This is a genomic window from Stappia stellulata (genome assembly GCF_020176715.1).
Classification (GTDB): domain Bacteria; phylum Pseudomonadota; class Alphaproteobacteria; order Rhizobiales; family Stappiaceae; genus Stappia.
The window spans coordinates 1-23,499 of sequence record NZ_JAIVMF010000002.1 but is presented as its reverse complement, the minus strand read 5'-3'; the positions used below and the strand labels follow the sequence as shown (position 1 = coordinate 23,499).

At 65.6% G+C, this 23,499-nt stretch carries 24 protein-coding genes; 9 read left to right on the top strand and 15 right to left on the bottom strand.

Annotated features, from left to right (window positions below):
• Positions 1-3: 3 nt before the first annotated feature.
• On the top strand, positions 4-1,341 hold the full coding sequence (locus tag LC092_RS03070; RefSeq protein ID WP_224804966.1) for a DNA polymerase IV: 1,338 nt from the start codon (positions 4-6) through the stop codon (positions 1,339-1,341).
• A 21-nt stretch (positions 1,342-1,362) separates the two neighbouring features.
• On the opposite strand, the gene LC092_RS03065 is transcribed toward LC092_RS03070, so the two are convergent.
• Positions 1,363-2,220, bottom strand: coding sequence for a cell envelope integrity EipB family protein (locus LC092_RS03065; protein ID WP_224804964.1), 858 nt, complete (start codon positions 2,218-2,220; stop codon positions 1,363-1,365).
• A gap of 212 nt (positions 2,221-2,432) precedes the next feature.
• Here LC092_RS03065 and LC092_RS03060 point away from each other — a divergent pair, with 212 nt between their 5' ends.
• The 4 genes from LC092_RS03060 to LC092_RS03045 all read left to right on the top strand — a co-directional run bounded on the left by LC092_RS03060 (position 2,433) and on the right by LC092_RS03045 (position 5,682).
• Positions 2,433-2,897 carry a RidA family protein gene (locus LC092_RS03060; protein ID WP_224804962.1) on the top strand — a complete coding sequence of 155 codons (465 nt, stop codon included), beginning with the start codon at positions 2,433-2,435 and terminating at the stop codon, positions 2,895-2,897.
• Positions 2,898-2,933: 36 nt separating this feature from the next.
• Entirely contained in the window at positions 2,934-3,698 is a 765-nt protein-coding gene (locus tag LC092_RS03055) for a glycerophosphodiester phosphodiesterase family protein (protein WP_224804960.1), read from the top strand.
• Positions 3,699-3,812: 114 nt separating this feature from the next.
• Positions 3,813-5,075 (top strand): GNAT family N-acetyltransferase, encoded by a 1,263-nt coding sequence (locus tag LC092_RS03050; protein WP_224804958.1) that lies wholly within the window; start codon positions 3,813-3,815, stop codon positions 5,073-5,075.
• Positions 5,076-5,253: 178 nt separating this feature from the next.
• Positions 5,254-5,682: an HIT family protein gene (locus tag LC092_RS03045; protein WP_224804956.1), complete on the top strand. Its 429-nt coding sequence runs from the start codon at positions 5,254-5,256 to the stop codon at positions 5,680-5,682.
• Between the two features lie 103 nt (positions 5,683-5,785).
• Here the strand turns inward: LC092_RS03045 and LC092_RS03040 are convergent, their stop codons facing one another.
• The 6 genes from LC092_RS03040 to LC092_RS03015 form a co-directional block, all read right to left on the bottom strand.
• A complete protein-coding gene (locus LC092_RS03040; RefSeq protein ID WP_224804954.1) occupies positions 5,786-6,421 on the bottom strand; it encodes a glutathione S-transferase family protein in 636 nt (211 codons plus the stop codon).
• A 110-nt stretch (positions 6,422-6,531) separates the two neighbouring features.
• A complete protein-coding gene (locus LC092_RS03035; protein WP_224805279.1) occupies positions 6,532-6,876 on the bottom strand; it encodes an AzlD domain-containing protein in 345 nt (114 codons plus the stop codon).
• Between the two features lie 2 nt (positions 6,877-6,878).
• A complete protein-coding gene (locus LC092_RS03030) occupies positions 6,879-7,658 on the bottom strand; it encodes an AzlC family ABC transporter permease (protein ID WP_224804952.1) in 780 nt (259 codons plus the stop codon).
• A gap of 161 nt (positions 7,659-7,819) precedes the next feature.
• A complete protein-coding gene (gene clpA, locus LC092_RS03025) occupies positions 7,820-10,252 on the bottom strand; it encodes an ATP-dependent Clp protease ATP-binding subunit ClpA (RefSeq protein ID WP_224804950.1) in 2,433 nt (810 codons plus the stop codon).
• 9 nt (positions 10,253-10,261) lie between these two features.
• The gene (gene clpS, locus LC092_RS03020; RefSeq protein WP_224804948.1) at positions 10,262-10,591 is read right to left on the bottom strand and encodes an ATP-dependent Clp protease adapter ClpS; all 330 of its coding nucleotides are present in this window, start codon (positions 10,589-10,591) and stop codon (positions 10,262-10,264) included.
• Between the two features lie 532 nt (positions 10,592-11,123).
• Positions 11,124-11,453: a phasin family protein gene (locus LC092_RS03015; RefSeq protein ID WP_224805278.1), complete on the bottom strand. Its 330-nt coding sequence runs from the start codon at positions 11,451-11,453 to the stop codon at positions 11,124-11,126.
• 612 nt (positions 11,454-12,065) lie between these two features.
• Between LC092_RS03015 and LC092_RS03010 the strand changes: the two genes are divergently transcribed.
• Entirely contained in the window at positions 12,066-13,556 is a 1,491-nt protein-coding gene (locus LC092_RS03010) for a D-alanyl-D-alanine carboxypeptidase (RefSeq protein WP_224804946.1), read from the top strand.
• 46 nt (positions 13,557-13,602) lie between these two features.
• On the opposite strand, the gene LC092_RS03005 is transcribed toward LC092_RS03010, so the two are convergent.
• Together LC092_RS03005 and LC092_RS03000 are read right to left on the bottom strand one after the other, a co-directional pair.
• Positions 13,603-14,316, bottom strand: a complete 714-nt coding sequence (locus LC092_RS03005) for a DnaJ domain-containing protein (RefSeq protein WP_224804944.1) — start codon at positions 14,314-14,316, stop codon at positions 13,603-13,605.
• Between the two features lie 113 nt (positions 14,317-14,429).
• Positions 14,430-15,155: a VWA domain-containing protein gene (locus LC092_RS03000; protein ID WP_412103514.1), complete on the bottom strand. Its 726-nt coding sequence runs from the start codon at positions 15,153-15,155 to the stop codon at positions 14,430-14,432.
• 150 nt (positions 15,156-15,305) lie between these two features.
• Between LC092_RS03000 and panC the strand changes: the two genes are divergently transcribed.
• On the top strand, positions 15,306-16,160 hold the full coding sequence (panC, locus tag LC092_RS02995) for a pantoate--beta-alanine ligase (RefSeq protein ID WP_224804942.1): 855 nt from the start codon (positions 15,306-15,308) through the stop codon (positions 16,158-16,160).
• Positions 16,161-16,172: 12 nt separating this feature from the next.
• Here the strand turns inward: panC and LC092_RS02990 are convergent, their stop codons facing one another.
• Positions 16,173-16,607: a DUF1489 family protein gene (locus LC092_RS02990; RefSeq protein ID WP_224804940.1), complete on the bottom strand. Its 435-nt coding sequence runs from the start codon at positions 16,605-16,607 to the stop codon at positions 16,173-16,175.
• 144 nt (positions 16,608-16,751) lie between these two features.
• Here LC092_RS02990 and LC092_RS02985 point away from each other — a divergent pair, with 144 nt between their 5' ends.
• A complete protein-coding gene (locus LC092_RS02985; RefSeq protein ID WP_224804938.1) occupies positions 16,752-17,642 on the top strand; it encodes an NAD-dependent epimerase/dehydratase family protein in 891 nt (296 codons plus the stop codon).
• Positions 17,643-17,660: 18 nt separating this feature from the next.
• Here LC092_RS02985 and LC092_RS02980 read toward each other — a convergent pair whose 3' ends face one another.
• From LC092_RS02980 to LC092_RS02970, 3 genes are all read right to left on the bottom strand, one after another.
• Positions 17,661-19,598: a biotin carboxylase N-terminal domain-containing protein gene (locus LC092_RS02980; protein ID WP_263626987.1), complete on the bottom strand. Its 1,938-nt coding sequence runs from the start codon at positions 19,596-19,598 to the stop codon at positions 17,661-17,663.
• 60 nt (positions 19,599-19,658) lie between these two features.
• Positions 19,659-21,224: a carboxyl transferase domain-containing protein gene (locus LC092_RS02975; protein WP_412103519.1), complete on the bottom strand. Its 1,566-nt coding sequence runs from the start codon at positions 21,222-21,224 to the stop codon at positions 19,659-19,661.
• A gap of 181 nt (positions 21,225-21,405) precedes the next feature.
• On the bottom strand, positions 21,406-22,050 hold the full coding sequence (locus LC092_RS02970) for a glutathione S-transferase family protein (RefSeq protein WP_224805274.1): 645 nt from the start codon (positions 22,048-22,050) through the stop codon (positions 21,406-21,408).
• 93 nt (positions 22,051-22,143) lie between these two features.
• Between LC092_RS02970 and LC092_RS02965 the strand changes: the two genes are divergently transcribed.
• A complete protein-coding gene (locus LC092_RS02965; protein WP_224804935.1) occupies positions 22,144-22,716 on the top strand; it encodes a hypothetical protein in 573 nt (190 codons plus the stop codon).
• 13 nt (positions 22,717-22,729) lie between these two features.
• Here the strand turns inward: LC092_RS02965 and LC092_RS02960 are convergent, their stop codons facing one another.
• The gene (locus LC092_RS02960; protein WP_224804933.1) at positions 22,730-23,146 is read right to left on the bottom strand and encodes a rhodanese-like domain-containing protein; all 417 of its coding nucleotides are present in this window, start codon (positions 23,144-23,146) and stop codon (positions 22,730-22,732) included.
• A gap of 144 nt (positions 23,147-23,290) precedes the next feature.
• Positions 23,291-23,499, bottom strand: a 209-nt coding sequence (locus tag LC092_RS02955; protein ID WP_224805293.1) for a hypothetical protein, incomplete at its 5' end; no start/stop codon positions are given.

Genomic DNA, 23,499 nt, shown 5'->3' with positions numbered 1-23,499 from the left:
GGAATGTCGCCCTCTCCCACAGACAAGGACGGATCCCCGGCGGGCCGGACGCCCGCGCAAGGCGGGTCGATCTGCCGCGATTGCGGCACGCGCCTGAGGCCGGCCGCGCGCCGCTGTAGCGCCTGCGGCAGTCCGCGCCTCCTCGCCCATGACGAACTCGACACGCTCTCCATCGCCCATGTCGATTGCGATGCCTTCTATGCCTCGGTGGAAAAGCGCGACAATCCGGAGCTTCTCGACAAGCCGGTGATCGTCGGCGGCGGGCGGCGCGGCGTCGTCTCGACCTGCTGCTATATCGCGCGCATCCGCGGCGTGCGGTCGGCCATGCCGATGTTCAAGGCGCTGGAAGCCTGTCCCGACGCCGTGGTCGTGCGCCCGGACATGGAGAAATACGCAAGCGTCGGGCGCGAGATCCGCGCACGCATGCTCGCGCTCACGCCGCTGGTCGAGCCGCTGTCCATCGACGAGGCCTTCCTCGACCTCACCGGCACCGAGCGCCTTCACCATGCAACGCCTGCCGAAACGCTGGTGCGCTTCGCCCGCGAGGTGGAGCGCGACATCGGCATCACCGTGTCCGTCGGCCTCGCCGCCAACAAGTTTCTCGCCAAGATCGCTTCCGATCTCGACAAGCCGCGCGGCTTTTCCGTGATCGGCGCGGCGGAAGCCAGGACCTTCCTCGCCGACAAGCCGGTGGGGCTGATCTGGGGTGTCGGCAAGGTGTTTCAGGACAAGCTCGCCCGCGAAGGCCTGAAGACCATCGGACAACTGCAGGCAATGGAGGCAACGGATCTGGCCCGGCGATACGGCGCGATGGGGCTGAGACTTGCAAGCCTCGCCCATGGACGCGACGAACGCCGGGTGTCGCCGGAGCGCGACACCAAGAGCATTTCCAACGAGACGACCTTCAACACCGATATCGGCGATAACGGCCAGTTGCGCGCCATCCTGCGCCGGCTCTCAGAGCAGGTCTCCGAGCGGTTGAAAGCCGCCGACATGGCCGGGCGCACGGTGACGCTGAAACTCAAGACCGCCGAGTTCAAGACGCTGACCCGGGCCCGCAGCCTGCCGGCGCCGACCCAGCTTGCCGACCGGATCTTTCGCGCCGGCGACGATCTTCTGCGGGGCGAGACGAACGGACGCCGGTTCCGCCTGATCGGCATCGGCGTCAGCGAGTTCGCCGATCCCGTCCATGCCGACCCCGACGATCTCGTCGACGACGGCGCCGGACGCCGCGCCCGCGCGGAGCGCGCGGTCGATGCGCTGCGCTCGAAATTCGGCAAGAGCGCCGTCGAACTCGGTCTCACCCGCTCAGGCGACATCCGCCGCCAGCGGGATCGCTGACGGCCGTATCGCCGCGGGTTCCTATTGCTTGCAGGTCACCGGATCGATCAGCGTCAGGTCCGACAGATTGCCGCGCAGCTCGAAGTCGCCGTAGTCGAGCTTGAGCCGCCGGCTGACGCCATTGTCATAAAGCAGGAACCCGAGCTGATAGGCCGGCATACGCTCGCCCGTGTCCTCACTCTCGCTGTCGAAATAGGCGATCGTGACCGGCCAGTGGGGATGATCGCCAATCTTCGCCACCGCACCGGCGTCTTCCTCGCCAGGGCTGCCCGGCCCGTCCCGCCGCGCGCCGATCACCGACGTCGTTTCATAGACCTTGTCACCCGTCTCCGACCCGTCGAACAGGTCCGCCACGAGGATCGTTTCCCCCTTGTCCGCCGCTTCCAGCAGGCGCCGCAGGTGTTCGGTGGGGAACAATGCCGTCCCCGACAGTCTCACCTCGCGCTCGTCCGGCTTCTTCAGGTCGAGCGCAATGTGATCGTCGGCATGCTCCGCGCGCCCGCGGGTTTCCTCGCTGAGCTTGCGGTTCACATAGGTCTTCGACAGGAACTGAAAGGCTTTGCTGGCGGGATCCTCGAAGGAACTCGTCTGCAGGTCGGTCACACGCGTCTGGCCGCGTTCGTCCGACACCTGGATGACGAAGCGGAACGCGACGCTGTAGCCCTCGCAGGGACCGCCGGTGAATTCATAGACCATCCGCCCGCTGACGCCGGAAATGCCGGCCGCCTGCGAGGTTTCCGCCAGCGACAGGTCATAGACCGCGCGATGCGTCAGAAGCTCGGTCGGCGCGGCCTGCGCAGCGCCGGACAGCGCCGCTCCCAGGACAACCGCCGTCGCGCCGGTCCGGGCAGCGGCAACGCCAAGACGCGTTATGTTCATCGTTTACTCCTCGACAGAACCCCGCATCAATGTCGCGCATCCGGGCGGCGCCGACCAGTCCTTCCGTGAAGGGAATTTTCCTTTCCCGTTCCCGAGGTCGCCCGGAGACCCGTTCGACGCTTGAAGCGCTTCGGAAATTCAGTCACTCTCCCGGCGAATTTTGCAGGCGGCCGAAAATCGGCGCGACGCGGACAGACCAAAGGAATTTGCCAATGCCGGGTGAAATCGAGAACCACATCTCCTCGCTGGGAATCACCTTGCCCAAGGCGGCCGCGCCCGCCGCCAACTATGTCCCCTATGTCCAGACCGGCAATCAGCTTTTCATCTCCGGCCAGATTCCGATGGGGCCGAACGGCATCGAGCATCAGGGCAAGCTCGGCGACGACTATTCGCTCGAGAACGGCCAGGCGGCGGCAAAGCTGTGCGCCATCAACCTCCTCGCCCAGGCCAAGGCCGCACTCGGCGACCTCGACCGCATCGTGCGGCTGGTGAAGATCTCGGGTTTCGTCAATTCCACGCCCGATTTCACCGACCAGCCGAAAGTGATCAACGGTGCGTCCGATTTCCTGGTCGAGGCGCTCGGCGACAAGGGCCGCCACGCCCGCGCCGCCGTCGGCGTTTCCGGCCTGCCGTTCGGGGTTGCAGTCGAGATCGACGCAATCTTCGAGGTCGCCTGACCGTTCCGCGCCATTCTTCAACGGAAACTTGCAAAGATGCGCGATCTTTCCTGGCTGACCGAGCGCCCGATCGCGCATCGCGGCTATCACGACAAGGCGCGCGGCTGCGTCGAAAACACGCCCTCAGCCGTTGCCGCCGCGATGGAGAAGGCATTCTCCATCGAGGTCGACCTGCAGCAAAGCGCCGACGACAGGGCCATCGTCTTTCACGACGACACGCTGGACCGGCTGACCTTCGAGACCGGACCGGTCAAGGCCCGCACGGCGGCGGACCTCCGCACGGCGATGATGCGCGGCACCGACGACCGGCTGTGGCTGCTCGACGAGTTGCTCGAGCTGGTCGACGGCCGGGTCGGCCTGTGCATCGAGATCAAGTCGCGCTTCGAGCGCCACCCCAAGCACGCCTATATCGCCGGCATCGCCGAAAGCCTGAGGCGCTACAAGGGACCTGTGGCGGTGAAGTCCTTCGACCCCGACATCATGCAGATGATGCGCGAGGCCGCACCCGACATTCCGCGCGGCGCATTGGGCGACGGCGCCCGCGACCTGAAGGAGTGGGGCCGCGCCAGCCGGATCGAGCGCTTCATGCTGCGGCACATGCTTTATGCCCCGCGCATCCGCCCGAGCTTCGTGTCCTATTGGGTCAAGGATCTGCCCGCCTTTGCACCCGCCACCCTGCGCCGGGTGTTCGGCCTGCCCTTGATCGCCTGGACCGTGCGCACGCCGGAAGATCGCGCCCGCGCGAACGCCTTTGCCGACCAGATCGTCTTCGAGGGCTTCGACCCCGACGCCGCCCTGTGACGAGTGGAGGGGAAGTGGCGCGCAGCCCCTCCCCTTTTTCGGCAGCCACCCTAAGTCGTGTGGGGGCGCGCTGCGCGCGATGGATACTCTCAACGACATGAAGGCACAGGTTTCGTGAGCGCAAGCGACGACGAGACACAGGAATTCGGATTGCGGGCCATTCCCTCGCTTGCGGAGATCTCCCGCCGCGACTGGGACGCGCTTGCCAATCCGCACTGGACACTTGGCGAGGGCGGGCGCGTCTCGCCCAGGGCGACGCCTGAATCAGCACCTGAAGGCGGCGATTCAATCTCTGAGGAAACGGAATTCAACCCGTTCATTTCTCACGACTTTCTGTCGATCCTGGAAGAGTCCGGCTGCGTCAGCGAACACACCGGCTGGCTGCCCCAGCACCTGGTGCTGGACGGACCCGACGGAACCCCGGTCGCCGCCCTGCCCTGCTACCTGAAAAGCCATTCCATGGGCGAATATGTCTTCGACCATTCCTGGGCCGACGCCTATCACCGCGCCGGGGGCAGCTATTATCCCAAGCTTCAGTCCTGCGTGCCCTTTACCCCGGCAACGGGCCGGCGGTTCCTGAGCGGCGCCGGCATCAACCGCCCGGCCGCCATCGCCGCCCTTGCCGACGGCCTGCGCGAATTGTGCCGCCTGCGCTCCGCTTCCTCGGCGCATGTCACCTTCCTGAACGCGGCCGAATGGGAGGTCGCCGGCGAGCGCGGCTTCCTGCAACGCACCGACCAGCAGTTCCACTGGCTCAACAAGGGCTATGGCAGCTTCGACGACTTTCTCGGCGATCTCGCCTCGCGCAAGCGCAAGCAGATCCGCAAGGAACGGCGCGAGGCGCTCGCCTCCGGGCTGGAGATCGAATGGGTCACGGGCGCGGACCTGACGGAAGCGCATTGGGATGCGTTTCACGCCTTCTACGAGGACACCGGCGCGCGCAAATGGGGCCGCCCCTATCTCAACCGCCGCTTCTTCTCCCTGCTCGGCGAACGGCTGGCGCACAGCGTGCTGCTGGTGATGGTGCGGCGCGAGGGACGGATGATCGCCGGGGCGCTCAACCTGATCGGCTCGCATGCGCTCTTCGGGCGCAACTGGGGCTGCCTGGAGGACCACCCGTTCCTGCATTTCGAGGTCTGCTACTACCAGGCCATCGAATTCGCGATCGAGCGCGGGCTGGCGCGTGTGGAGGCCGGAGCGCAGGGCGCACACAAGCTGGCGCGCGGCTATCTGCCGACGCCGACCTACTCGTCCCACTTCATCGCGCATCCGGGCCTGCGCGCTGCGGTCGCGGACTATCTTGAGAGCGAGCGTGAAGCCGTGCGCCGCGAAGGCGAAGCGATTGCCGAGGCCTATTCGCCCTTCAAGCGCGGCTGAGGATCCTCGCCCAAGCGATTCAAAAGACTCATCTCTTTCGCCGCACTTGAATCTTTTCCTCAAAGACCGTTCAGTCGGCGCATGCAACCATGCTGAATCGGCATGTGAACGTGAAGCTGATTCAGAACTTCAAGCGGAGACGGCGTCTGCCGGACCGCGCATTTTCAGGGAACCTGCCATGTCGGTGCCATATGACGACCAGAATGTCTTCGCCAAGATCCTGCGCGGCGAGCTGCCGAGCCAGACCGTCTACGAGGACGACAAGACGCTCGCCATCATGGACATCATGCCGCGCGGCGACGGCCATGTGCTGGTGATCCCCAAGGCCCCCTCGCGCAACATCCTGGACATTGCCGAAGACGACCTCAACGCCGTCATGGCAACGGTGCAAAGGCTCGCCCGCGCCGTGATGAAAGCCTTCGACGCCGACGGCACGACGATCCAGCAGTTTTCCGAAAGTGCTGGCGGACAGGTGGTGTTTCACACCCACGTCCATGTGATCCCGCGCTTCGACGGCGTAAAGCTGCGCCCGCACACCGGCGACATGGCCGACGGCGAGGTGCTCGCCGCCCATGCCCGCAAGATCCGCGGCGTGCTCGGCAACTGAGGGCGTCGCGCGCGCAACGCAGATAAGCCGGGCGACAAGCGCTTTCTCGTGGAGTCGGGGCGCCAACCTCACCAAGCGCCCCGACCTCCACCTCACCCGCCGCTCAGGCGGCGGCAGCCTCGTGTTCGGCATCGAGCCGCGCCTCGTCCTCAAACAGGCGCTGGAAGCTCGGCCGCGCGGTCACCCGCGCTGCATAGTCCCGAAAGACCGGACGGTCCGGGATCGCCTTGAACTCCAGCGCCCATTGCAGCGACGCGCCCCACTGGATGTCGGCGACCGTGATGTCCTCACCGAGGATATAAGGAGCACGCGCGAGCTGGTCGGCCAGAGCCTCAATCACCTGATCGAAGGTGCCATAGGAGGATTCGTTTGCCGGCGGCACATGGCCGTACATCCTGTCGCTCAGCGCCGGCTCGAAGCTTGCGGCATAAAACACCATCCATCGCAGATAGGCGCCGCGGCGCGGGTCGCCCGGCATCGGCGTCAGTCCGGCCGCGGGGAAGAGATCGCCGAGATAGAGCGCGATGGCGATGGATTCCGTCAGCACCGCATCGCCGTGGCTGAGGGCCGGCACCTTGCCGAACGGATTGATCGCCAGATAGGCCGGCGACTTCTGCTCGCGCGCGCGGATGTTGAGGACATTCAGCTCATGAGGCGCGCCTAGCTCGTCGAGAAGCGCGCGAGTGGCGCTGGCCCGGGACCGGGGGGCATAGTGAAGCGTCAGCTTTTCGGTGGACATTGCAGGTCTCCGTGTCAGATGGGCGGCGCATCGGCGCGCCATGGGGAGACCATGACAGGGTCCTGCTGACAGCATCCTGTCAGCAGCATGGCGCCGACCTCGATCTGTCCTCAACTTCCGCCGAGAAGGAGCCATCCGCCGATCAGCACAACCTCGGCGGCCAGAACGCCGACAATGACCCGCTGACCGAACAGCAGGAAGGCCGCGAAGCCGGAGACCGCGGCCGCCAGCCGCAGCACGACCGGTGCGCTTTCCAGCGCGCCGGCGGGAAACAGCACCAGCTTGGAGATCACACCGGCGACAAGCGCCGTTGCGACGCTGCGGATGAAGACCATCAGCTCGCTGTCTTCGCGCAGGCGTCCGCTGAACAGCACACCCAGCCAGCGCCAGACATCGGTCGCGAGCCAACCGGCAACGACGATCATCGCATAGGGCCACCACCACAGCTCCGCCATCGTCATCGCACTCCCCGTCGGGCCAACCGCGTGGCGACATAGGCGAGCGTGCCGCCAACCAGCCCGGTCAGGAGCAGATCCAGCTCCGGCGCGAGAAGATAAAACACCGGCCCGAGAACAAGGCCTGCGAGCATGGCGGCCTTGTCGGCGGAAATCCGCGACGCGCCCCAGAGCGAACAGAGGAAATAGACCGGCGTCAGCATGAAGAGCCCGCCGGCGACCATCGGCGGCAGGCTGCCGACCATCACATAGGCCACGCCCGTCATGCAGAACACGAAGCCCGTCAGGCTGGCGCCAAACCCCAGAAAGAACGGCAGGCGCGCCTCGCGCGGAAGGTCCTGGACATTGCGCATGGCGAACACCCAGGCGGTGACCGCGACGAAATGCGAGGCTATCAGCAAATGCCAGCGCTTCGTCTTGCCCTCAACGCGCAACAGCGGCATCAGCGCCATGGTCATCGGCATCAAGCGCACGGAGGCAAGCGCCACCGCAAGGCCCGCGGAGATCATGCCCATGCCGCCGGTGATCGCGCCGGTCAGGACGACGATGCTGGGCAGAGCCCACACGAGACCCGTCATCATCAGCGTCTGGTCGAGCGTCAGCCCGCTTTCGCGCGCAAGCCCCGCATAGCCGACGAACGCCGCGGTCAGGATCAGCGCCGGGATCGAGACGGCCGAGCGCATGCCGCGCAAGGCCCATCCCAGCGAGGTGACAGGCGGCGAGGACGGCTCGACCGGAGGCGGGGCGCCCGATGCGCCCGAAGGATCGGAAGGTGACGTCATGACAAGGCACTGGAAACCGGGAGGCGTCGCGTCGGGCACGCGCATCAGGCTGAAGGGAACCATTCCCTTCTAGCAGGCGTCGGGCCGAATGCAAAACGGCACCCCGCAGGGTGCCGTTTCACGATATCGGGAGCGGGGCGCAGGCCCCGGATCGGGCGACGTCAGTCCGCCAGCGGAACCTTCGGGATCAGGCTTTTCTTCGCCGGTCCGTCGCCCTTGCGGCTTGCGCCCGTGGAGGCCTCGGTCTTCTTCGCCGCCGGCTTGCGGCGCCGCTTCGGCTTGGCGGCCTTGGGCTTTTCGGCCTTCGGCTTGACCACCGTTTCCTCGACGCTTTCCAGCAGCAGACCGGCTGCGTCTTCCGAAACGGAGACCTTGACCGTACCGCCCTTGCGCAGCTTGCCGAAGAGCACCTCGTCGGCGAGCGGCCGCTTGATGTGCTCCTGGATCACGCGCGCGAGCGGACGCGCGCCCATGCGCTCGTCGTAGCCCTTCTCCGCCAGCCAGGAGACCGCCTCCTCGGTCAGCTCGAAGGTCACGCCGCGGTCGGCAAGCTGGGCTTCCAGCTGCATGACGAACTTCTCGACGATCCGGTGCACCACCTCGGTCGGCAGATTGCCGAAGGCGATGACGGCATCGAGACGGTTGCGGAACTCCGGCGAGAACAGCCGGTTGATCGCCTCCTGGTCCTCGCCCTGGCGCTTGACCCGGTTGAAGCCGATCGGCTCCTTCGCCATGTCGGAGGCGCCCGCGTTGGTCGTCATGATCAGGATCACATTGCGGAAGTCGACCTGCTTGCCGTTGTGGTCGGTCAGCTTGCCGTGGTCCATCACCTGCAACAGGATGTTGAAGAGGTCCGGATGGGCCTTCTCGATCTCGTCCAGAAGCAGCACGCAATGGGGATGCTGGTCGACGCCGTCGGTCAGGAGACCGCCTTGGTCGAAGCCGACATAGCCCGGAGGCGCGCCGATCAGCCGCGACACCGTGTGACGCTCCATATACTCCGACATGTCGAAGCGCAGCAGCTCCACGCCGAGCGAACTGGCGAGCTGACGGGCAACCTCCGTCTTGCCGACGCCGGTCGGACCGGAGAACAGATAGTTGCCGATCGGCTTGTCCGGCTCGCGCAGCCCGGCGCGCGACAGCTTGATCGCCGACGACAGGGTCTCGATGGCGTCGTCCTGGCCATAGACGACGCGTTTCAGCGTGGCGTTGAGGTTGGACAGCACCTCCTCGTCCGACTTGGAGACGGATTTCGGCGGGATCCTGGCCATGGAGGCGATGGTGGTTTCGATCTCCTTCACGCCGATGGTCTTGCGGCGACGGCCTTCGGGCAGCAGTTTCAGCGACGCGCCGGATTCATCGATCACGTCGATGGCCTTGTCCGGCAGCTTGCGGTCGTTGATGTAGCGGGCCGACAGCTCGACCGCCGTCTTGATCGCATCATTGGTGTAGCGGACCTTGTGGAAGGTCTCGAAATAGGGCTTCAGACCCTTCAGGATCTCGACCGCATCGGAGATCGTCGGCTCGTTGACGTCGATCTTCTGGAACCGCCGCAGCAGCGCGCGGTCCTTCTCGAAGAACTGGCGATACTCCTTGTAGGTGGTCGAGCCGACGCAGCGGATCGTGCCGGAGGCGAGCGCCGGCTTCAACAGGTTGGAGGCGTCCATCGCCCCGCCCGAGGTGGCGCCCGCGCCGATCACCGTATGGATCTCATCGATGAACATCACCGCGCCGGGATACTCCTCGATCTCCTTGACCACCTGCTTCAGGCGCTCCTCGAAATCGCCGCGGTAGCGCGTGCCGGCCAGCAGCGCGCCCATGTCGAGCGAGAAGATCGTCGCATCCATCAGCACGTCGGGGACGTCCTTGTCGACGATGCGCTTGGCAAGCCCTTCCGCGATGGCGGTCTTGCCGACGCCGGGATCGCCAACGAACAGCGGATTGTTCTTCGACCGGCGACACAGGATCTGGATGGTGCGCGAGATCTCCGCATCGCGCCCGATCAGCGGGTCGATGCGCCCGGCCTTCGCCTTCTCGTTCAGGTTGACGCAATAGGCCTCGAGCGCATCGGTCTTCTGCTTGGGCTTCTCGCCAACTTCCTCGGTGGCAGCTTCCTCGTCGGCACCGGTGACGGGACGCGCCTCGGACATGCCGGCGCGCTTTGCGATGCCGTGGGAGATGTAGTTGACCGCGTCGTAACGGGTCATGTCCTGCTCCTGCAGGAAATAGGCCGCGTGGCTTTCGCGCTCCGCGAAGATCGCCACCAGCACATTGGCACCGGTCACCTCCTCGCGCCCCGAAGACTGGACATGGATCACCGCACGCTGGATGACGCGCTGGAACCCGGCCGTCGGCTTGCTATCGTCGTCTCCGTCGATGACGAGGTTTTCAAGCTCGGAATCGATGTAATCGACGAGATTGCGTTTCAGAATATCCAGATCGACGTTACAGGCGCGCATCACGGCGGCTGCGTCCTGGTCATCGACCAGGGCAAGCAGAAGATGCTCGAGAGTCGCGTATTCCTGTTGCCGCTCGTTTGCGAAGGACAGCGCTTGATGCAGCGCCTTTTCGAGGCTTCGGGAGAATGAAGGCACTGGCGACCCCTATTTCTTTTCCATCACGCACTGAAGAGGATGCTGGTGTTTGCGGGCAAAGTCCATCACCTGTGTAACCTTGGTCTCGGCGACCTCGTAGGTGAACACCCCGCACTCGCCCACTCCGTGATGATGGACGTGCAACATGATGCGTGTCGCTTCCTCGCGATTCTTCTGGAAGAACCGCTCCACGACATGCACGACGAATTCCATCGGTGTGTAGTCGTCGTTGAGCAACAGAACGCGATACAAGTTCGGCCGCTTGGCTACCGTACGCGTTTTGGTAACGACCAGACCGCCTGTGTCGTCGCCGTCCCCGCGTTGAGGTCCTTTCGTCATTCCTGCTCCATAGCCTGTTTGCAACGGACCTTCTGGTGCGAACACATGCGATCAGCGGTGTTTGCCCGGCTGTCCGCTTCGTTCGAGGCTCGCGCCGGATGCGCCCGAAGCGCGAGTCCGGCAAAGTCATTTTGAGCGCGCGCCGGCCCGAATTGCCACACGAGGCAAGGGACGGTCTCGTCGGCGAGCGCGTCTCTCCAATATCCTAGCGCGCTGCGGCGGTTCACCAACCCCTCGGGCGCGCGGACGCAGGCATATTTCCCGGCTCCGCCGCACCGCTCCGGCGGGCCTCGCGGCGACGGACGACCGGAGGCTGCCCGTTCACTCTACAGTATGTATGATCATTTTCATCGGCAACAATGCCGTTGGACATCGAACGGACCGGGAAAACGAAGACCGGGGCGTTTGGTTCAGGAGACCGTGGGCACCCGCGGCGCGGCCCTCCCCGCAAAACGAAAAAGCCCGGCACGGGGCCGGGCTTTTACAGGCGGAGCCGAGGCCCCGCGAAACATGTCGCAAAACGACGAAGGACTTACTTGGCGACCTTGGCGATGACGCCTTCGTAAGGCTTGTAGGTGTCCTTGGCGAGTTCCGAATACATGTCGCCGATCTTCGTGACTTCGCCGACGAAGCCTTCGTATGCGGTCTTCATGAAGTCGCTCTGGGCTTCAAACGCCTTGTCGAGCGACTTCGAAGCGACGAGCTTCTCCATGGCCGCAGTGCTTTCCTCGAAGGACTTCTTCTGGTAGTCGGCCACTTCGGACGCGATCGCTTGCATGCCCTTGGTCATGGCGCCGATGCTCTGCATCATCACGTCCATGTTGTCCTTGCTGAGCTTCTGCATCTCTTCAAAATTGTTGATCATGATAACCTCGTTGGCGTGTCTGGTCTGTGGACCGCAGCACGGATACCCGTCTTGCGCATGCGCAGCCGGGTTCGATACCAATGGAACGACGCCGACTGTCTCACTGTCCCTTGGGTATATATGCAGTGCACAATTTATGTCAACGATCCATTTTGCGCCGCAACATATTCCTTCGTCCTAAGAGAATTCCCGGTCGTGTCCGCGCAACCGCGACGATAGTTTGGCGGAAGACCGCGCCCTGTCCACAGGTCGCCAAGCGACACGTCATTTGATACAGCGGACCGGCATCGGGTAACGGCGCATTAACTGCCATTTGCGAATCTGCGGGAACGACATGGCGGAAACAAACCGGCAGAACAACACGGAAACCGGATTTCGCAGGCGCTCGCGTTTGCAAATTCGTAACCCTGTTTGCGCTAGCCTTCCGTCCGCGGCGAGGGTCATCGCGGCATCCGGACCAACCGGAGCCGACGAGGGCGCCGCAACCGAAACACCTGGCCCGAATGGGGTGACATTGTGCTGAGTAAAGGTGTGCGACGCGCCGCGCGCGTCCTGACAAGCGGAATTCGCGGTTCTCTGATTGCGACGATCGCGGTCGGGTGCCTGGCATTGACGCCGGCGACGGCGAATGCGAATTCGAAATATTCCGGCATCGTGGTCGACGCCAAGACCGGCAAGACCCTGTACAGCTACAAGGCGGATACCAAACGCTATCCGGCGTCGCTGACCAAGATCATGACGCTCTACATGCTGTTTGAGGAACTGGAAGCCGGCCGCATGTCCCTGCGGACGCCGCTCAAGGTGTCCAAATACGCCGCGAGCCGCCCGCCGTCGAAACTCGGCCTCAAGCCGGGCAGCACCATCCGCGCCAAGGATGCGATCCTGGCGCTGGTAACCAAGTCGGCCAATGACGTCGCCGTGGTGGTCGCGGAAAACATTTCCGGCTCCGTGTCCGCCTTCGGTCGGCGCATGACCCAGCGCGCCCGCCAGCTCGGCATGAAGTCCACCACCTTCAAGAACCCGTCGGGCCTGCCGAACAGCAAGCAGGTCACGACCGCCCGCGACATGGCGGTTCTCGGCCGCGCGATCCAGGAGCGCTTCCCCAAGTACTACAAGTACTTCGGCACACGCGTTTATTCCTACAAGGGCCGCCGCTACGGCAACCACAACCGCCTGCTGGGCCGGGTGAAGGGCGTCGACGGCATCAAGACCGGCTACATCCGCGCGTCGGGCTTCAACCTGGTGACCTCGGTCAAGCGCAACAACCGGCACATTGTGGCGGTTGTCATGGGTGGCCGGTCGGGCGCCTCGCGCAATGCCCAGATGAAGAAGCTGATCGCCAGCTACCTTCCCAAGGCCTCGCGCGGCAAGCGCACCGCACCGATGCTGGTTGCCCGTGGCACCTCGGCGATCCCGCGGTATGCCGAACTGCGCAACATTCCGGTTCCCGACACCAAGCCGGTCCTGCTCGCCCAGGTCGAGGTTCCCGACACAAAGCCGCTTGCCTTCGCCAGGCCCGCCGCCATCGCCGAGGTTCCCGACGCCAAGCCGATCATCGCCGCCACGCAGCTCGCCCATGGCGACATCGTGACCGGGTCCATCGTTCCCGTGCCGCAGAAGGCGGATCTTAAGGCGGCCCTGCGCCGCAAGAGCCTGGCCTTCAACAGCGGCGCCGGCGTCCCGCTTCCCCCGGCCGCAGCCCCGCGCGCGCCGAAGCGCAGCGAGCCCGTGATCCGGGCCGTGCGGACGCAGACGATCCAGGTGGCGAGCGCGGCCAGCGGCGCAGCCGCCCTTCCCGCGGCTCCGGCGAATGCCTCCGTGACCGTTGCCGCCAACAACACCGCCGATCCCGAACCCGGCTGGCAGATCCAGATTGCCGCGGCCGAGACCGAGGACGGGGCGATTTCGATGCTGAAGAAGGCTCAGGGCCGTGTCGGACGCACGCTGCGCGGCTACGACCCGCACACCGAGCCGGTCGAGGCGGACGGCACGACCCTCTACCGGGCCCGTTTCGTCGGCTTCAAGTCCAAGACCGCGGCGTGGGATGCATGCAAGACCCTCAAGCGGAACAAGTTCAACTGCTACGCGGTCTATCAGTAGACCGCGTCGGCAACACCAAGATCAACTGTCACGCGTATTGGTGAGTTCAATGACGATCGAGAAGCAGGTCCTTAGCCTCGTTGAGTTTCGCAGCGAGAAAGCCGCTCCCCCCCTGGTCGGGATGAACACGTTTCATAAGGCGGCGATGCGCCGCCCGGATTTCCGCCTCGCTGGCGCCGTGCGAAAGCCCCAGAACCTGGTAGGCCTCCTCCTCGGTCATGGCGCCCGAGCCCGGCGCGGGTCCCTGCCCCGTTGCGGCATCCGCCTCGAAGTCTACGCGCCATCCGGGCTGCCGGCGGTCGAGATAAGCTTCGAATAACGCCCGGCTGTCCGGATCGCCCGCGACCTCGCCGTAAAACGCCTGAAGCTCCGACGGAGCAAGCCCGTCCAGCCGGCGCCCCTCGAAAGCGCCGGCCAGAACCTCCCCGTCCATATCGCCGGTCTCGTGATCGAGCCGCATTTCCAGATAGGCGGACCTGACCACCGACGTCTGGCCGGCACCGGCGGTGGAGCCGCTCCCTCCGGCGCTGCGAAACCCCTTCGCATTCCTCAGCCCGAGCAGCGACAGTCCGGCCATGCCGGCGAAAAACGCCAGATCGAAGCGCTTGACCAGCATAAACGCGACCGCAGCGACGAGAAGCGCGATCCCGCCTGCGGTCTTCAATTGCCGGGCAAGGCGCGCCGGATCGGCCGAGGCGATGGAATTGCCGAACGCCAGGACGAGCCCCAGTGCCGCCACCCCCAGCAGCAGATATCCCATGTCATCTCCCAGTGCAGCGCTTGCCGCACACCGTCAGCGTGTGAAACCTTCCCGCTCCATATAGCGGGGGACGCACCGCAGTGCGAGGGGGTGCCGCACGGCTTGAGGCGGCCTCAGCGCAAATGCGCCAGCAAGCGCCGCGCGCCCGCATCCCCGCCCTTGGTCAGCTTTTCCAGCTCCGGCCGACCGCCGGTCGCAAAGACCGCCGCGGCCTTCAACAACGCAGCCAGCTCCCCCGGCGCGCTTTCGTCCAGACGAAAATGCGCCCCCCCGGTCAGCCGCGCGATTTCGCGAAAGGCCGTTTCGGCGTGCCCATCGCGCCCGTCCTGGAAGATGAAGGCCGGCACCCCCAAGAGGCCAAGTTCACCGGCCCGCGCGCACAATCCGTCGACGTCTTCCTCCACGCAATCGCCGATATAGACCAGCGCCTGGACCTTTTTGCGCTTGGTCTCGTCGATCGCATGGCGCAGCACCTTGCGGATCTGCGTCTGTCCGCCGCGGCAGTCGATGCGGGTCATCAGCCGCGCCAGCGTGTCCCCATCCTGAACCCATCTGGACGCCGCGCATTCGCCGAAGCCGCGAAAATACACGAGCTGCATCGTCAGGTGCCCGACCTTTCCGGCGGCTGCGAACATCTCGCCCTGCAGCGAGCAGGCCCGGTCCCAGGTCGGCTGCCGGCTCATCGTCGCATCGAGCGCGATCACCAGCCGCCCGGCGCGCGCCACGTTGGTCGTCGCATTGGCATCCTTGAGAAACGCGGCGATTTCGGAGCCCGCCGATGCCCGTTCGACCGGAGAGGTTTGCTTGCTCTTGAGGTCGATATCGCGCTTGTTCGTCACCTGCGCCTCCTTCCGCCCGTTTCAGACCGTGGCAATTGCCCGCACAGTGCGATATGGCCTTCGCATCGGAAAATGCCAAGGCATGCGCAGCGGTTTCGCGGAAAGGCCTGGCGGTCCGGCTGACCTTTTTTTGCGACGGAGCTAGCGCCCATGACACGCCCCCGCATTTTCGAAACCATCGCCGGCCTGCGCGCGGATGTCGAGGCCGCCCGCCGCAGCGGCCGGCGCATCGCCATGGTGCCGACCATGGGCGCGCTGCACGAAGGCCACCTGTCGCTGGTGCGTGCGGCTCAGGCCAAGGCTGATCTCGTGATCGTCTCGATCTTCGTCAATCCGACGCAATTCGCGCCAAACGAGGATTTCGACGCCTATCCGCGCGACAACGACAGCGACATCGCCAAGCTTTCGGAGCTCGGCGTCGATGCCGTGTTCCTCCCGACCGTCGGCGAGATGTATCCGAAGGGCTTTGCGACGGGGGTCAGCGTCGGCGGACCCTCGCAGGGCCTGGAAAGCGTCACCCGCCCGCATTTCTTCAACGGCGTCGCCCTGGTGGTCACCAAACTGCTGCTCGCCGCTCTCCCCGATCTCGCCATCTTCGGCGAGAAGGACTATCAGCAGCTTTGCGTGATCCGGCAGTTCGTGCGCGACCTGAACATCCCTATCGAGATCGAGGGCGCCCCGACCGTGCGCGAAGACGACGGTCTGGCGATGTCCTCGCGCAACCGCTACCTCGGCCCGGACGACCGCAAGCGGGCCGCGCTGCTGCCCGCAGTCCTGCGCGAAACGCTTCAGGCCCTCGACGCGGGGACGCCGGTTGCCGATGCCCTTGACCGGGGACGGAGCAGGCTGACCGACGGTGGCTTCGAGGTCGATTACCTCGAGCTGCGGACCGCCGATACGCTCGCCCCGTTCGACGATGCGACCCGCGAATTGCGCCTGCTGGTCGCCGCGAAACTGGGCGCCACGCGGCTTATCGACAACATACCCTGGTCGCGCGCGTCCTGAGGGCGCGGGGCTTCAGATCAGGCAGAGTTCCAGAAGTTCCCGGCGCATGGCATCGGGAATATCCCCGCTCCCGTCCAGCCGGGTCAGATCGGCCGGCACGTCCTCGGGCTTGAGATAGCGCCAGCCCTGGAACGGACGGCGCGGATGCGGCCGCGTCGGATGCAGGATCGGTTCGAGCACCAGATCGCAGCGCTTGATGCCGGCGCCGTCGGTGAACGGGCGGATGTCGATCAGCCGCTGGCGCACCTGGATCGATCCCTTGATCACCCAATAGAGCGACCCGCCGTCGAGCAGCTCGTCACGACGGGTGGGCACCATCCGCGTGGTGTGGCATTGCTCCGGCGCCTCGCCGCGCGCGCGGCGTTCCTCAGCCCGGAAGTCGATCCAGGCCTGCAGGTCCTCGATGGAGCCGGCGCCCACACATAGTTTCAGCAGATGTAGCGTCATGCCTCCCGTTATAGAGCCTCCGGCCCGAGATCAAAGCGCCGGCGTGTCGGCCTTTCCCGCAATGCACATCTGTCTGCCATCCGGCGACCGCGCGCGTGGACGGGAGAGCTTGCGCGAATCGGTTGCGCGGCCTTTTAATTGGACATGCAGATCTTTCTCACAGGCGGAACCGGAACCATCGGGCGCGCGGTCCTCGCGCAATTGCTGGCCCGCGGCCACAGCGTCAAGGCGCTGGCGCGCTCAGCGGAGAGCGGCGCGCGGCTCAGGGCCGCCGGCGCGCAGGCGGTCTCCGGCGACCTGCGCGAGCCGCGCGGCTGGCTGGAAGAAGCCGCACGCTGCGATACGCTGGTGCACACGGGCGCGACATTCGACGCACAGGCCGTCACGGTGGAACGCCGCCTGGTCGCGGCGCTGAAGGCACTGCCCGCCGACCGGCCCCATCCCTTCAACGTGGTCTACACTGGCGGCGTCTGGCTCTATGCCGCAAGCCCGGTCGTTCCCTTGCGCGAGAACACGCCGTTTCACCCGCTCCCCGCCTTCGCCCATGTGGCGAATGCCATCCGCTCGCTGCTGCCGATGCGCCATATCGCCCTTTCGGTGATCCATCCGGCGCTGGTCTGCGGACGTGAAGACGGCCCTGTCGCCGATATGCGCCACGCGGCGGAAACCGGACAGGCGTTTCGCACCCGCGCCGGACTGGACACGCTGTGGCCGCTGGTTTCGGATGAGGATCTGGCGGATCTCTATGTCCGCGCCGTGGAAGCGCGCCGCTATCGCCTCAGCACCTTCGGATGCGGCGTGGAGGCCGTGCCCGTTTCCACGCTGATGCGCCTCGTGTCCGACAGTCTCGGCCTCAGGCTCGATCTGGAACATGAAGAGCGGGCGCCGGATCTTGACCCGCATCATGACGTCGCCGCCGGCTATGCCCTGTCGCAACGCGTCTCAAGTGCCGGCGCGGCCAAGCTGCTCGGCTGGAGCCCGCGCCACACCACCCCCGCGGATCTCGTCTACGCTCATACGCCGGTCGCGAGATAGCGCGCCGGTGCGCGACGCTCACTCCTCGACCAGCGAGACGATCGGCGCGCCCTGGTCGACCTGACCGCCTTCGATGACGAAGACCGTCTCCACCGTGCCGTCGCGCGGTGCGACGACGGCATGCTCCATCTTCATCGCTTCCACGACGGCCAGCCGGTCGCCCTTGGCAACCGTATCGCCGGCAGCCACATCGACGGCAATCACCTTGCCATGCATCGGCGCCTTGATCGCGGCCGCGCCTTCGGCCTCTTCGGCCACGCGCGCAAGCTGGTCGACCAGCGCGACCTTGACCGCGCGTCCGCCTTCCAGCGCATAGACCGCGTCGCCCGCCCAGCTCACGATGCCGGCGCCGCCGCCGGCTTCCGTCCCCTCCAGCGGAACCGGTCGCCCGTCCCGCCAGGCCACCTGGATGTCGCGCGCCTCGCCGTCGACCTCGACCCGCACGCCAACCGAACGCGGCCCGGAGAGCTGGAAGGCATCGCGCTGCGCGAAAGGATCGCACCAGCCAGAGTCCGCAACGACGTCGGCGCTCTCCTGTCCGGCGAGCAGCGCGGCAACCGCCATGGAGATCGTCGCCGGCGACACCTCGCCCTGCGTCAACGCTTCGAGATCGCGGTCGATCAGACCGGTGTCAAAGCCGCCCGCGCGAACCTCCGGGTGAGCGACGAGGCTCGCCAGAAAGGCCAAGTTGTTCTTCGGGCCGGCGATCCACGACACGCCGAACTGATGGGCGAGCCGGTCGAGCGCCTCCTCGCGCGTCGGCGCATAGGCAATGATCTTGGCGATCATCGGATCGTAGAAGGGTGAGATCTCGCCGCCGGCCTCGACGCCGCTGTCGATGCGAATGCCCTCGCCCTCCGGCAGCATCAAAAGCTCAAGCCTGCCCGTCGACGGCAGGAAGCCGCTGTCGGGGTCCTCGGCGTAGAGCCGCACCTCCACCGCATGGCCGTCGAGCCGGATTTCGTCCTGCGACAGCGGCAGGCCCTCGCCGGAGGCGATGCGGAACTGCCATTCGACCAGATCCTGCCCGGTGACCATCTCCGTCACCGGATGCTCGACCTGGAGGCGGGTGTTCATCTCCATGAACCAGAAACCGTCGGGGCGCAACGCGCCCGAGCCGTCGGCGATGAACTCGATGGTGCCGGCGCCGGAGTAATTGACGGCCTTCGCGGCTGCGACCGCCGCATTGCCCATCGCGGCGCGGGTTTCCTCGCTCATGCCGGGCGCCGGCGCTTCCTCAAGAACCTTTTGATGGCGGCGCTGCGCGGAACAGTCGCGCTCGAACAGATGCACCGCATTGCCCTTGCCGTCGCCGAAGACCTGGATCTCCACATGGCGCGGATTGAGGATGAACTTCTCGATGAGCACGCGCGGATCGCCGAAGGCCGATTGCGCCTCGCGCTGCGCCGAGGCGAGTGCCGCCTCGAAGTCGATGGCCTTGTCGACGCGGCGCATGCCCTTGCCGCCGCCACCCGCCACCGCCTTGATCAGCACCGGATAGCCGATCTCATAGGCTTTCTGCTTGAGGAATTCCGCCTCCTGCCGGTCGCCGTGATAGCCCGGCACCACCGGCACGCCGGCCTTTTCCATCAGCGCCTTGGCGCCGTCCTTCAGGCCCATGGCGCGGATCGCCGCCGCCGACGGCCCGACAAAGACGATCCCGGCATCGGCGCAGGCCTGCGCGAAGGCGGCGTTTTCCGACAGGAAGCCGTAGCCCGGATGGATCGACGCCGCGCCCGTCTGCCGGGCCGCCTCCAGAATGCGCGCGCCGACCAGATAGCTTTCCGAACTCGGCGCCGGCCCGATCGCGACCGCCTCGTCGGCCATGCGCACATGCAGCGCGTTGCGGTCGGCCTCCGAATGAACGGCGATGGTGCGCAGGCCCAGACGCCGCGCGGTCTTGATGATGCGGCAGGCGATTTCCCCGCGATTGGCGATAAGCACCGAATCCAGCATGGAGATCCTCTTGTCTTTCAGGCTTTGAGCGCGCCCGCCGGGATGCGGCGGGCCGCCATGTCACATGCGGAAAATGCCGAAGCGCGTCTCCGGGATCGGCGCATTCAGGCTTGCGGAAAAGGCGAGACCCAGCACCCTGCGGGTTTCCTGCGGCAGGATGATGCCGTCGTCCCAGAGCCGGGCGGTGGCGTGATAGGGATGCCCCTCCGCCTCGTATTTCTCGCGGATCGGCGCCTTGAAGGCCGCCTCTTCCTCCGCGCTCCAGCTGCCGCCGTCGGCCTCGATATTGTCACGCTTGACGGTGGCCAGAACGCTGGCCGCCTGCTCGCCGCCCATCACCGAGATCCGCGCATTGGGCCACATGAACAGGAAGCGCGGCCCGTAGGCGCGTCCGCACATGCCGTAGTTGCCCGCGCCATAGGAGCCGCCGACGATCACGGTGATCTTGGGCACCTTGGCGCTTGCCACCGCCGTCACCAGCTTGGCGCCGTCCTTGGCGATACCGCCGGCCTCATATTCGCGCCCGACCATGAAGCCGGTGATGTTTTGCAGGAAGAGCAAAGGGATCTTGCGCTGGCAGCACAGCTCGACGAAATGCGCACCCTTGAGCGCGGATTCCGAAAAGAGAATGCCGTTGTTGGCGATCACCCCGACGGGAATGCCCATGATGCGGGCGAAGCCCGTCACCAGCGTGGTGCCATAGGTCGCCTTGAACTCGTCGAACTCCGATCCGTCGACGATACGCCCGATGACCTCGCGAATGTCATATTGCTTGCGCAGGTCGACCGGCACGACGTCTTCCAGCTCGCCCGGATCGAGCACGGGCTCGCGCGCCGGCTGCAGGGCGAGCGCCGGCGCCTTCACCGTGTTGAGATTGGCAACGATGCGCCTGGCCTGCGCCAGCGCCTGATCGTCGTCGATGGCATAGTGATCGGCAACGCCCGAAACGCGAGCATGCACCTCGGCGCCGCCAAGATCCTCCGCCGAGACCTCCTCGCCGGTGGCCGCCTTCACCAGCGGCGGGCCGGCCAGGAAGATCGTGCCCTGCCGGCGCACGATGATGGTCTCGTCCGACATCGCCGGCACATAGGCGCCGCCGGCGGTGCAGGAGCCCATCACGACGGCGATCTGCGGGATGCCCATCGCCGACATGTTGGCCTGATTGTAGAAGATGCGGCCGAAGTGGTCGCGGTCGGGGAACACCTCGGTCTGGTTCGGCAGGTTGGCGCCGCCGGAATCGACCAGATAGATGCAGGGAAGCTGGTTTTCCATCGCCACTTCCTGCGCGCGCAGGTGCTTCTTCACCGTCATCGGATAATAGGTGCCGCCCTTGATGGTGGCATCGTTGCACACGATCATGCAGTCGCGGCCCGAGACGCGGCCGATGCCGGTGATCAGGCCCGCGCCATGGATCGCATCGCCGTACATCCCGTGCGCGGCTAGCGCGCCAAGCTCCAGGAAGGGCGTGCCGGGATCGAGCAGCCGTGTCACCCGCTCGCGCGGCAGCAGCTTGCCCCGCGACAGGTGTCGCTCGCGGGCGCGGTCGTTGCCGCCGCGCGCGGCCTCGGCCCGCTTTTGCGAAAGATCCTCCGCCAGTGCCGCCCAGGCACTGCGATTGGCATCCAGCTCCGCGCCCTGGATTGTGGAATTGCTGCGCAGGATCGCCACCCGTTCGCCCCCTCGGTTCCGCTTGTCGACCGCACCCGCACGGTCGAAGACCTCATTCGGGAAAAGACATTGAATGACGTTTACGTGCCAGTCAATGTCTTATGATTTAATTATAAATATCAGTAATTTACTGGATATACTAAACCTCATCCGCGTCAACGACAGCGGTTTCCTTGGCGGCGTCCGCGCACCATGCCTGCATCAGGGGATGCGCCATCACCGCTTCGGCGTAGGCCCGTTCCGTCTCGCTCATGTCCAGGCAATAGGTCAAAAACCGCGTGACCACCGGCGCATAGAAACAGTCGGCGGCGGAAAAGGCGCCGAAGAGGAACGGACCGCCGTCGCCGGCCCGGGACCGGCAGGTCGTCCAGATCTCGCGCACGCGCGCGGTGTCGCGGTCCGCCGTGGCGCCTTTGGGATGCGGTGCCGGCTCCCGGCGCAGGTTCATCGGAAACTGCCCGCGCAGGTCGGGAAAGCCGGAATGGAACTCCGCGCAGATCGAGCGTGCATGGGCACGGGCATGGGGATCGGCCGGCCAAAGCCCCGCATCCGGAAACCGTTCGGCCAGGTACTCGATGATCGCCAGCGTGTCCCACACGGCGAGATCGCCATCGATCAGCACCGGCACGCGGCCGGCCGGCGACAGCAGCTTGATCCGTTCGTAGAACTCCGGCGTGTCGAGGGGGAGCAGCTCTTCCTCAAAGGAAGTGCCGGTCAGCGAGAGCGCGAGCCAGGCGCGCAGCGACCAGGACGAGTAATTCTTGTTTCCGACAATCAGCTTCATTGCGGCCACGATCCATCTTCTGCGGGAAATGATTCGCCTTACGGAAGGCGGTGATGTTTAGTGTGGCCGAATTCCGATGTCTGCGACAGCCACATGATCCAGCTCCTTTCGCTCCGCCGCCTGCTACAAGTTCTGCCAGCGCTCGCCCTCCTGGTCGCGATGACGAACGGCGCGCTGTCGGACATGCTCGCGCCCGAGCCCTACACGGTTGCCAACACAGCGACACTCACCCGCTCCGATACCGGGATCGAGATCGTCCAGACGGGGTTCGAACAGCGCCTTGTGCATATTTCCGTGTGCGAGCGGGACAGCGAACTCGTGATCGACGCCGGCGCGTCCATGCGCCTCTGGCGCATTCCCACCGGCCTGTCGCGGATCGAATGGCCAGTCTCCGCAGGCGTCAGCCTGTCACGCGACGACGCGGTCGTCCTGGCCGGTGTCGCCACCCCGCAAGAGGTCTTGACCTGGGGCGCCGAGGTCGAATGGCCAGGGCTTGGCCCGGTTACGCTGGTCGTTTTCAGAATGGGTCCGGACCGGTTTGGCGGTCTTTTGTCGAGCATGCCCTCAGGCGTGCGCCAACTCCGCCAGATGGTGTTCCAGCGCACCTCTTCTCATGGCCGCCAGCGTCCGCAAAGCCGTCCCGTCGAGGCTTGCCCGGGCTGCTGACCCGCCCGGACGTTCAACGCCCTCCCCCGTCGGGCGCGGGGTCGTCGACCGGCCCGCCCTCAGCCTTCCACGCGCCGAAACCGCCGTCGATATGCGCCACGCGCGTCAACCCCATGTCCTGCACCGTCTTCGTCGCCAGCGCCGAGCGCCAGCCGGCGGCACAGAAGAAGACAAACCGCTTGTCCTCGCCGAACACCGGCTTGTGATAGGGGCTGTCCGGGTCGACCCAGAACTCCAGCATGCCGCGCGGGGCATGGACCGCCCCCGGCATCCGCCCTTCCCGTCCCAGCTCGCGGATATCGCGAATGTCGACGAAGACGACACCGGGATCGCCATGAAGCGCCATGGCATCGGCCACACTCAGCGTCTCGATCTCGGCATTGGCCTCCTCGATCAGCGCCTTGTAGCCCTTGGTCATCGCTCCCGACATTTTGTCCCCCTCCCGGTTTGAGCGCCTTGTATCTCCGCGCAGTCTTCGCCCATAGCGCGGGTTTTTCAAGACGCGATCCAGGACCGCCGGCGGGCGACGATGCGACCGGCACAAACAAAAAGGGGTGCGGCCTGGCCGCACCCCTCAGACTGCTGACAAACCCGTCGATTTCGGCGGGTTTGTTTTTTTCAGTTTTGGTTCTGAGGTTTTGAGCGGTTTTTGTTCAGGGTTAGGTTGGTCCAGCCACCTCAGGCTGGGGCTTGTTTTGGGGGCTTTGTGAGGGCCATTGCGATCTTCTTGATGTTTTGGGCTGCGGCGGCGAGCAGGCACTGCGTTTGCACGCGGGTCCGACT

What these genes read in the sequence shown, in the direction of transcription:
- LC092_RS03070 (WP_224804966.1), top strand. Translation starts at nt 4, where the DNA reads ATGTCGCCCTCTCCCACAGACAAGGACGGATCCCCGGCGGGCCGGACG.
- LC092_RS03065 (WP_224804964.1), bottom strand. Translation starts at nt 2,220, where the DNA reads ATGAACATAACGCGTCTTGGCGTTGCCGCTGCCCGGACCGGCGCGACG.
- LC092_RS03060 (WP_224804962.1), top strand. Translation starts at nt 2,433, where the DNA reads ATGCCGGGTGAAATCGAGAACCACATCTCCTCGCTGGGAATCACCTTG.
- LC092_RS03055 (WP_224804960.1), top strand. Translation starts at nt 2,934, where the DNA reads ATGCGCGATCTTTCCTGGCTGACCGAGCGCCCGATCGCGCATCGCGGC.
- LC092_RS03045 (WP_224804956.1), top strand. Translation starts at nt 5,254, where the DNA reads ATGTCGGTGCCATATGACGACCAGAATGTCTTCGCCAAGATCCTGCGC.
- LC092_RS03040 (WP_224804954.1), bottom strand. Translation starts at nt 6,421, where the DNA reads ATGTCCACCGAAAAGCTGACGCTTCACTATGCCCCCCGGTCCCGGGCC.
- LC092_RS03035 (WP_224805279.1), bottom strand. Translation starts at nt 6,876, where the DNA reads ATGGCGGAGCTGTGGTGGTGGCCCTATGCGATGATCGTCGTTGCCGGT.
- LC092_RS03030 (WP_224804952.1), bottom strand. Translation starts at nt 7,658, where the DNA reads ATGACGTCACCTTCCGATCCTTCGGGCGCATCGGGCGCCCCGCCTCCG.
- clpS (WP_224804948.1), bottom strand. Translation starts at nt 10,591, where the DNA reads ATGACGAAAGGACCTCAACGCGGGGACGGCGACGACACAGGCGGTCTG.
- LC092_RS03005 (WP_224804944.1), bottom strand. Translation starts at nt 14,316, where the DNA reads ATGGGATATCTGCTGCTGGGGGTGGCGGCACTGGGGCTCGTCCTGGCG.
- panC (WP_224804942.1), top strand. Translation starts at nt 15,306, where the DNA reads ATGACACGCCCCCGCATTTTCGAAACCATCGCCGGCCTGCGCGCGGAT.
- LC092_RS02990 (WP_224804940.1), bottom strand. Translation starts at nt 16,607, where the DNA reads ATGACGCTACATCTGCTGAAACTATGTGTGGGCGCCGGCTCCATCGAG.
- LC092_RS02985 (WP_224804938.1), top strand. Translation starts at nt 16,752, where the DNA reads ATGCAGATCTTTCTCACAGGCGGAACCGGAACCATCGGGCGCGCGGTC.
- LC092_RS02980 (WP_263626987.1), bottom strand. Translation starts at nt 19,598, where the DNA reads ATGCTGGATTCGGTGCTTATCGCCAATCGCGGGGAAATCGCCTGCCGC.
- LC092_RS02970 (WP_224805274.1), bottom strand. Translation starts at nt 22,050, where the DNA reads ATGAAGCTGATTGTCGGAAACAAGAATTACTCGTCCTGGTCGCTGCGC.
- LC092_RS02965 (WP_224804935.1), top strand. Translation starts at nt 22,144, where the DNA reads ATGATCCAGCTCCTTTCGCTCCGCCGCCTGCTACAAGTTCTGCCAGCG.
- LC092_RS02960 (WP_224804933.1), bottom strand. Translation starts at nt 23,146, where the DNA reads ATGTCGGGAGCGATGACCAAGGGCTACAAGGCGCTGATCGAGGAGGCC.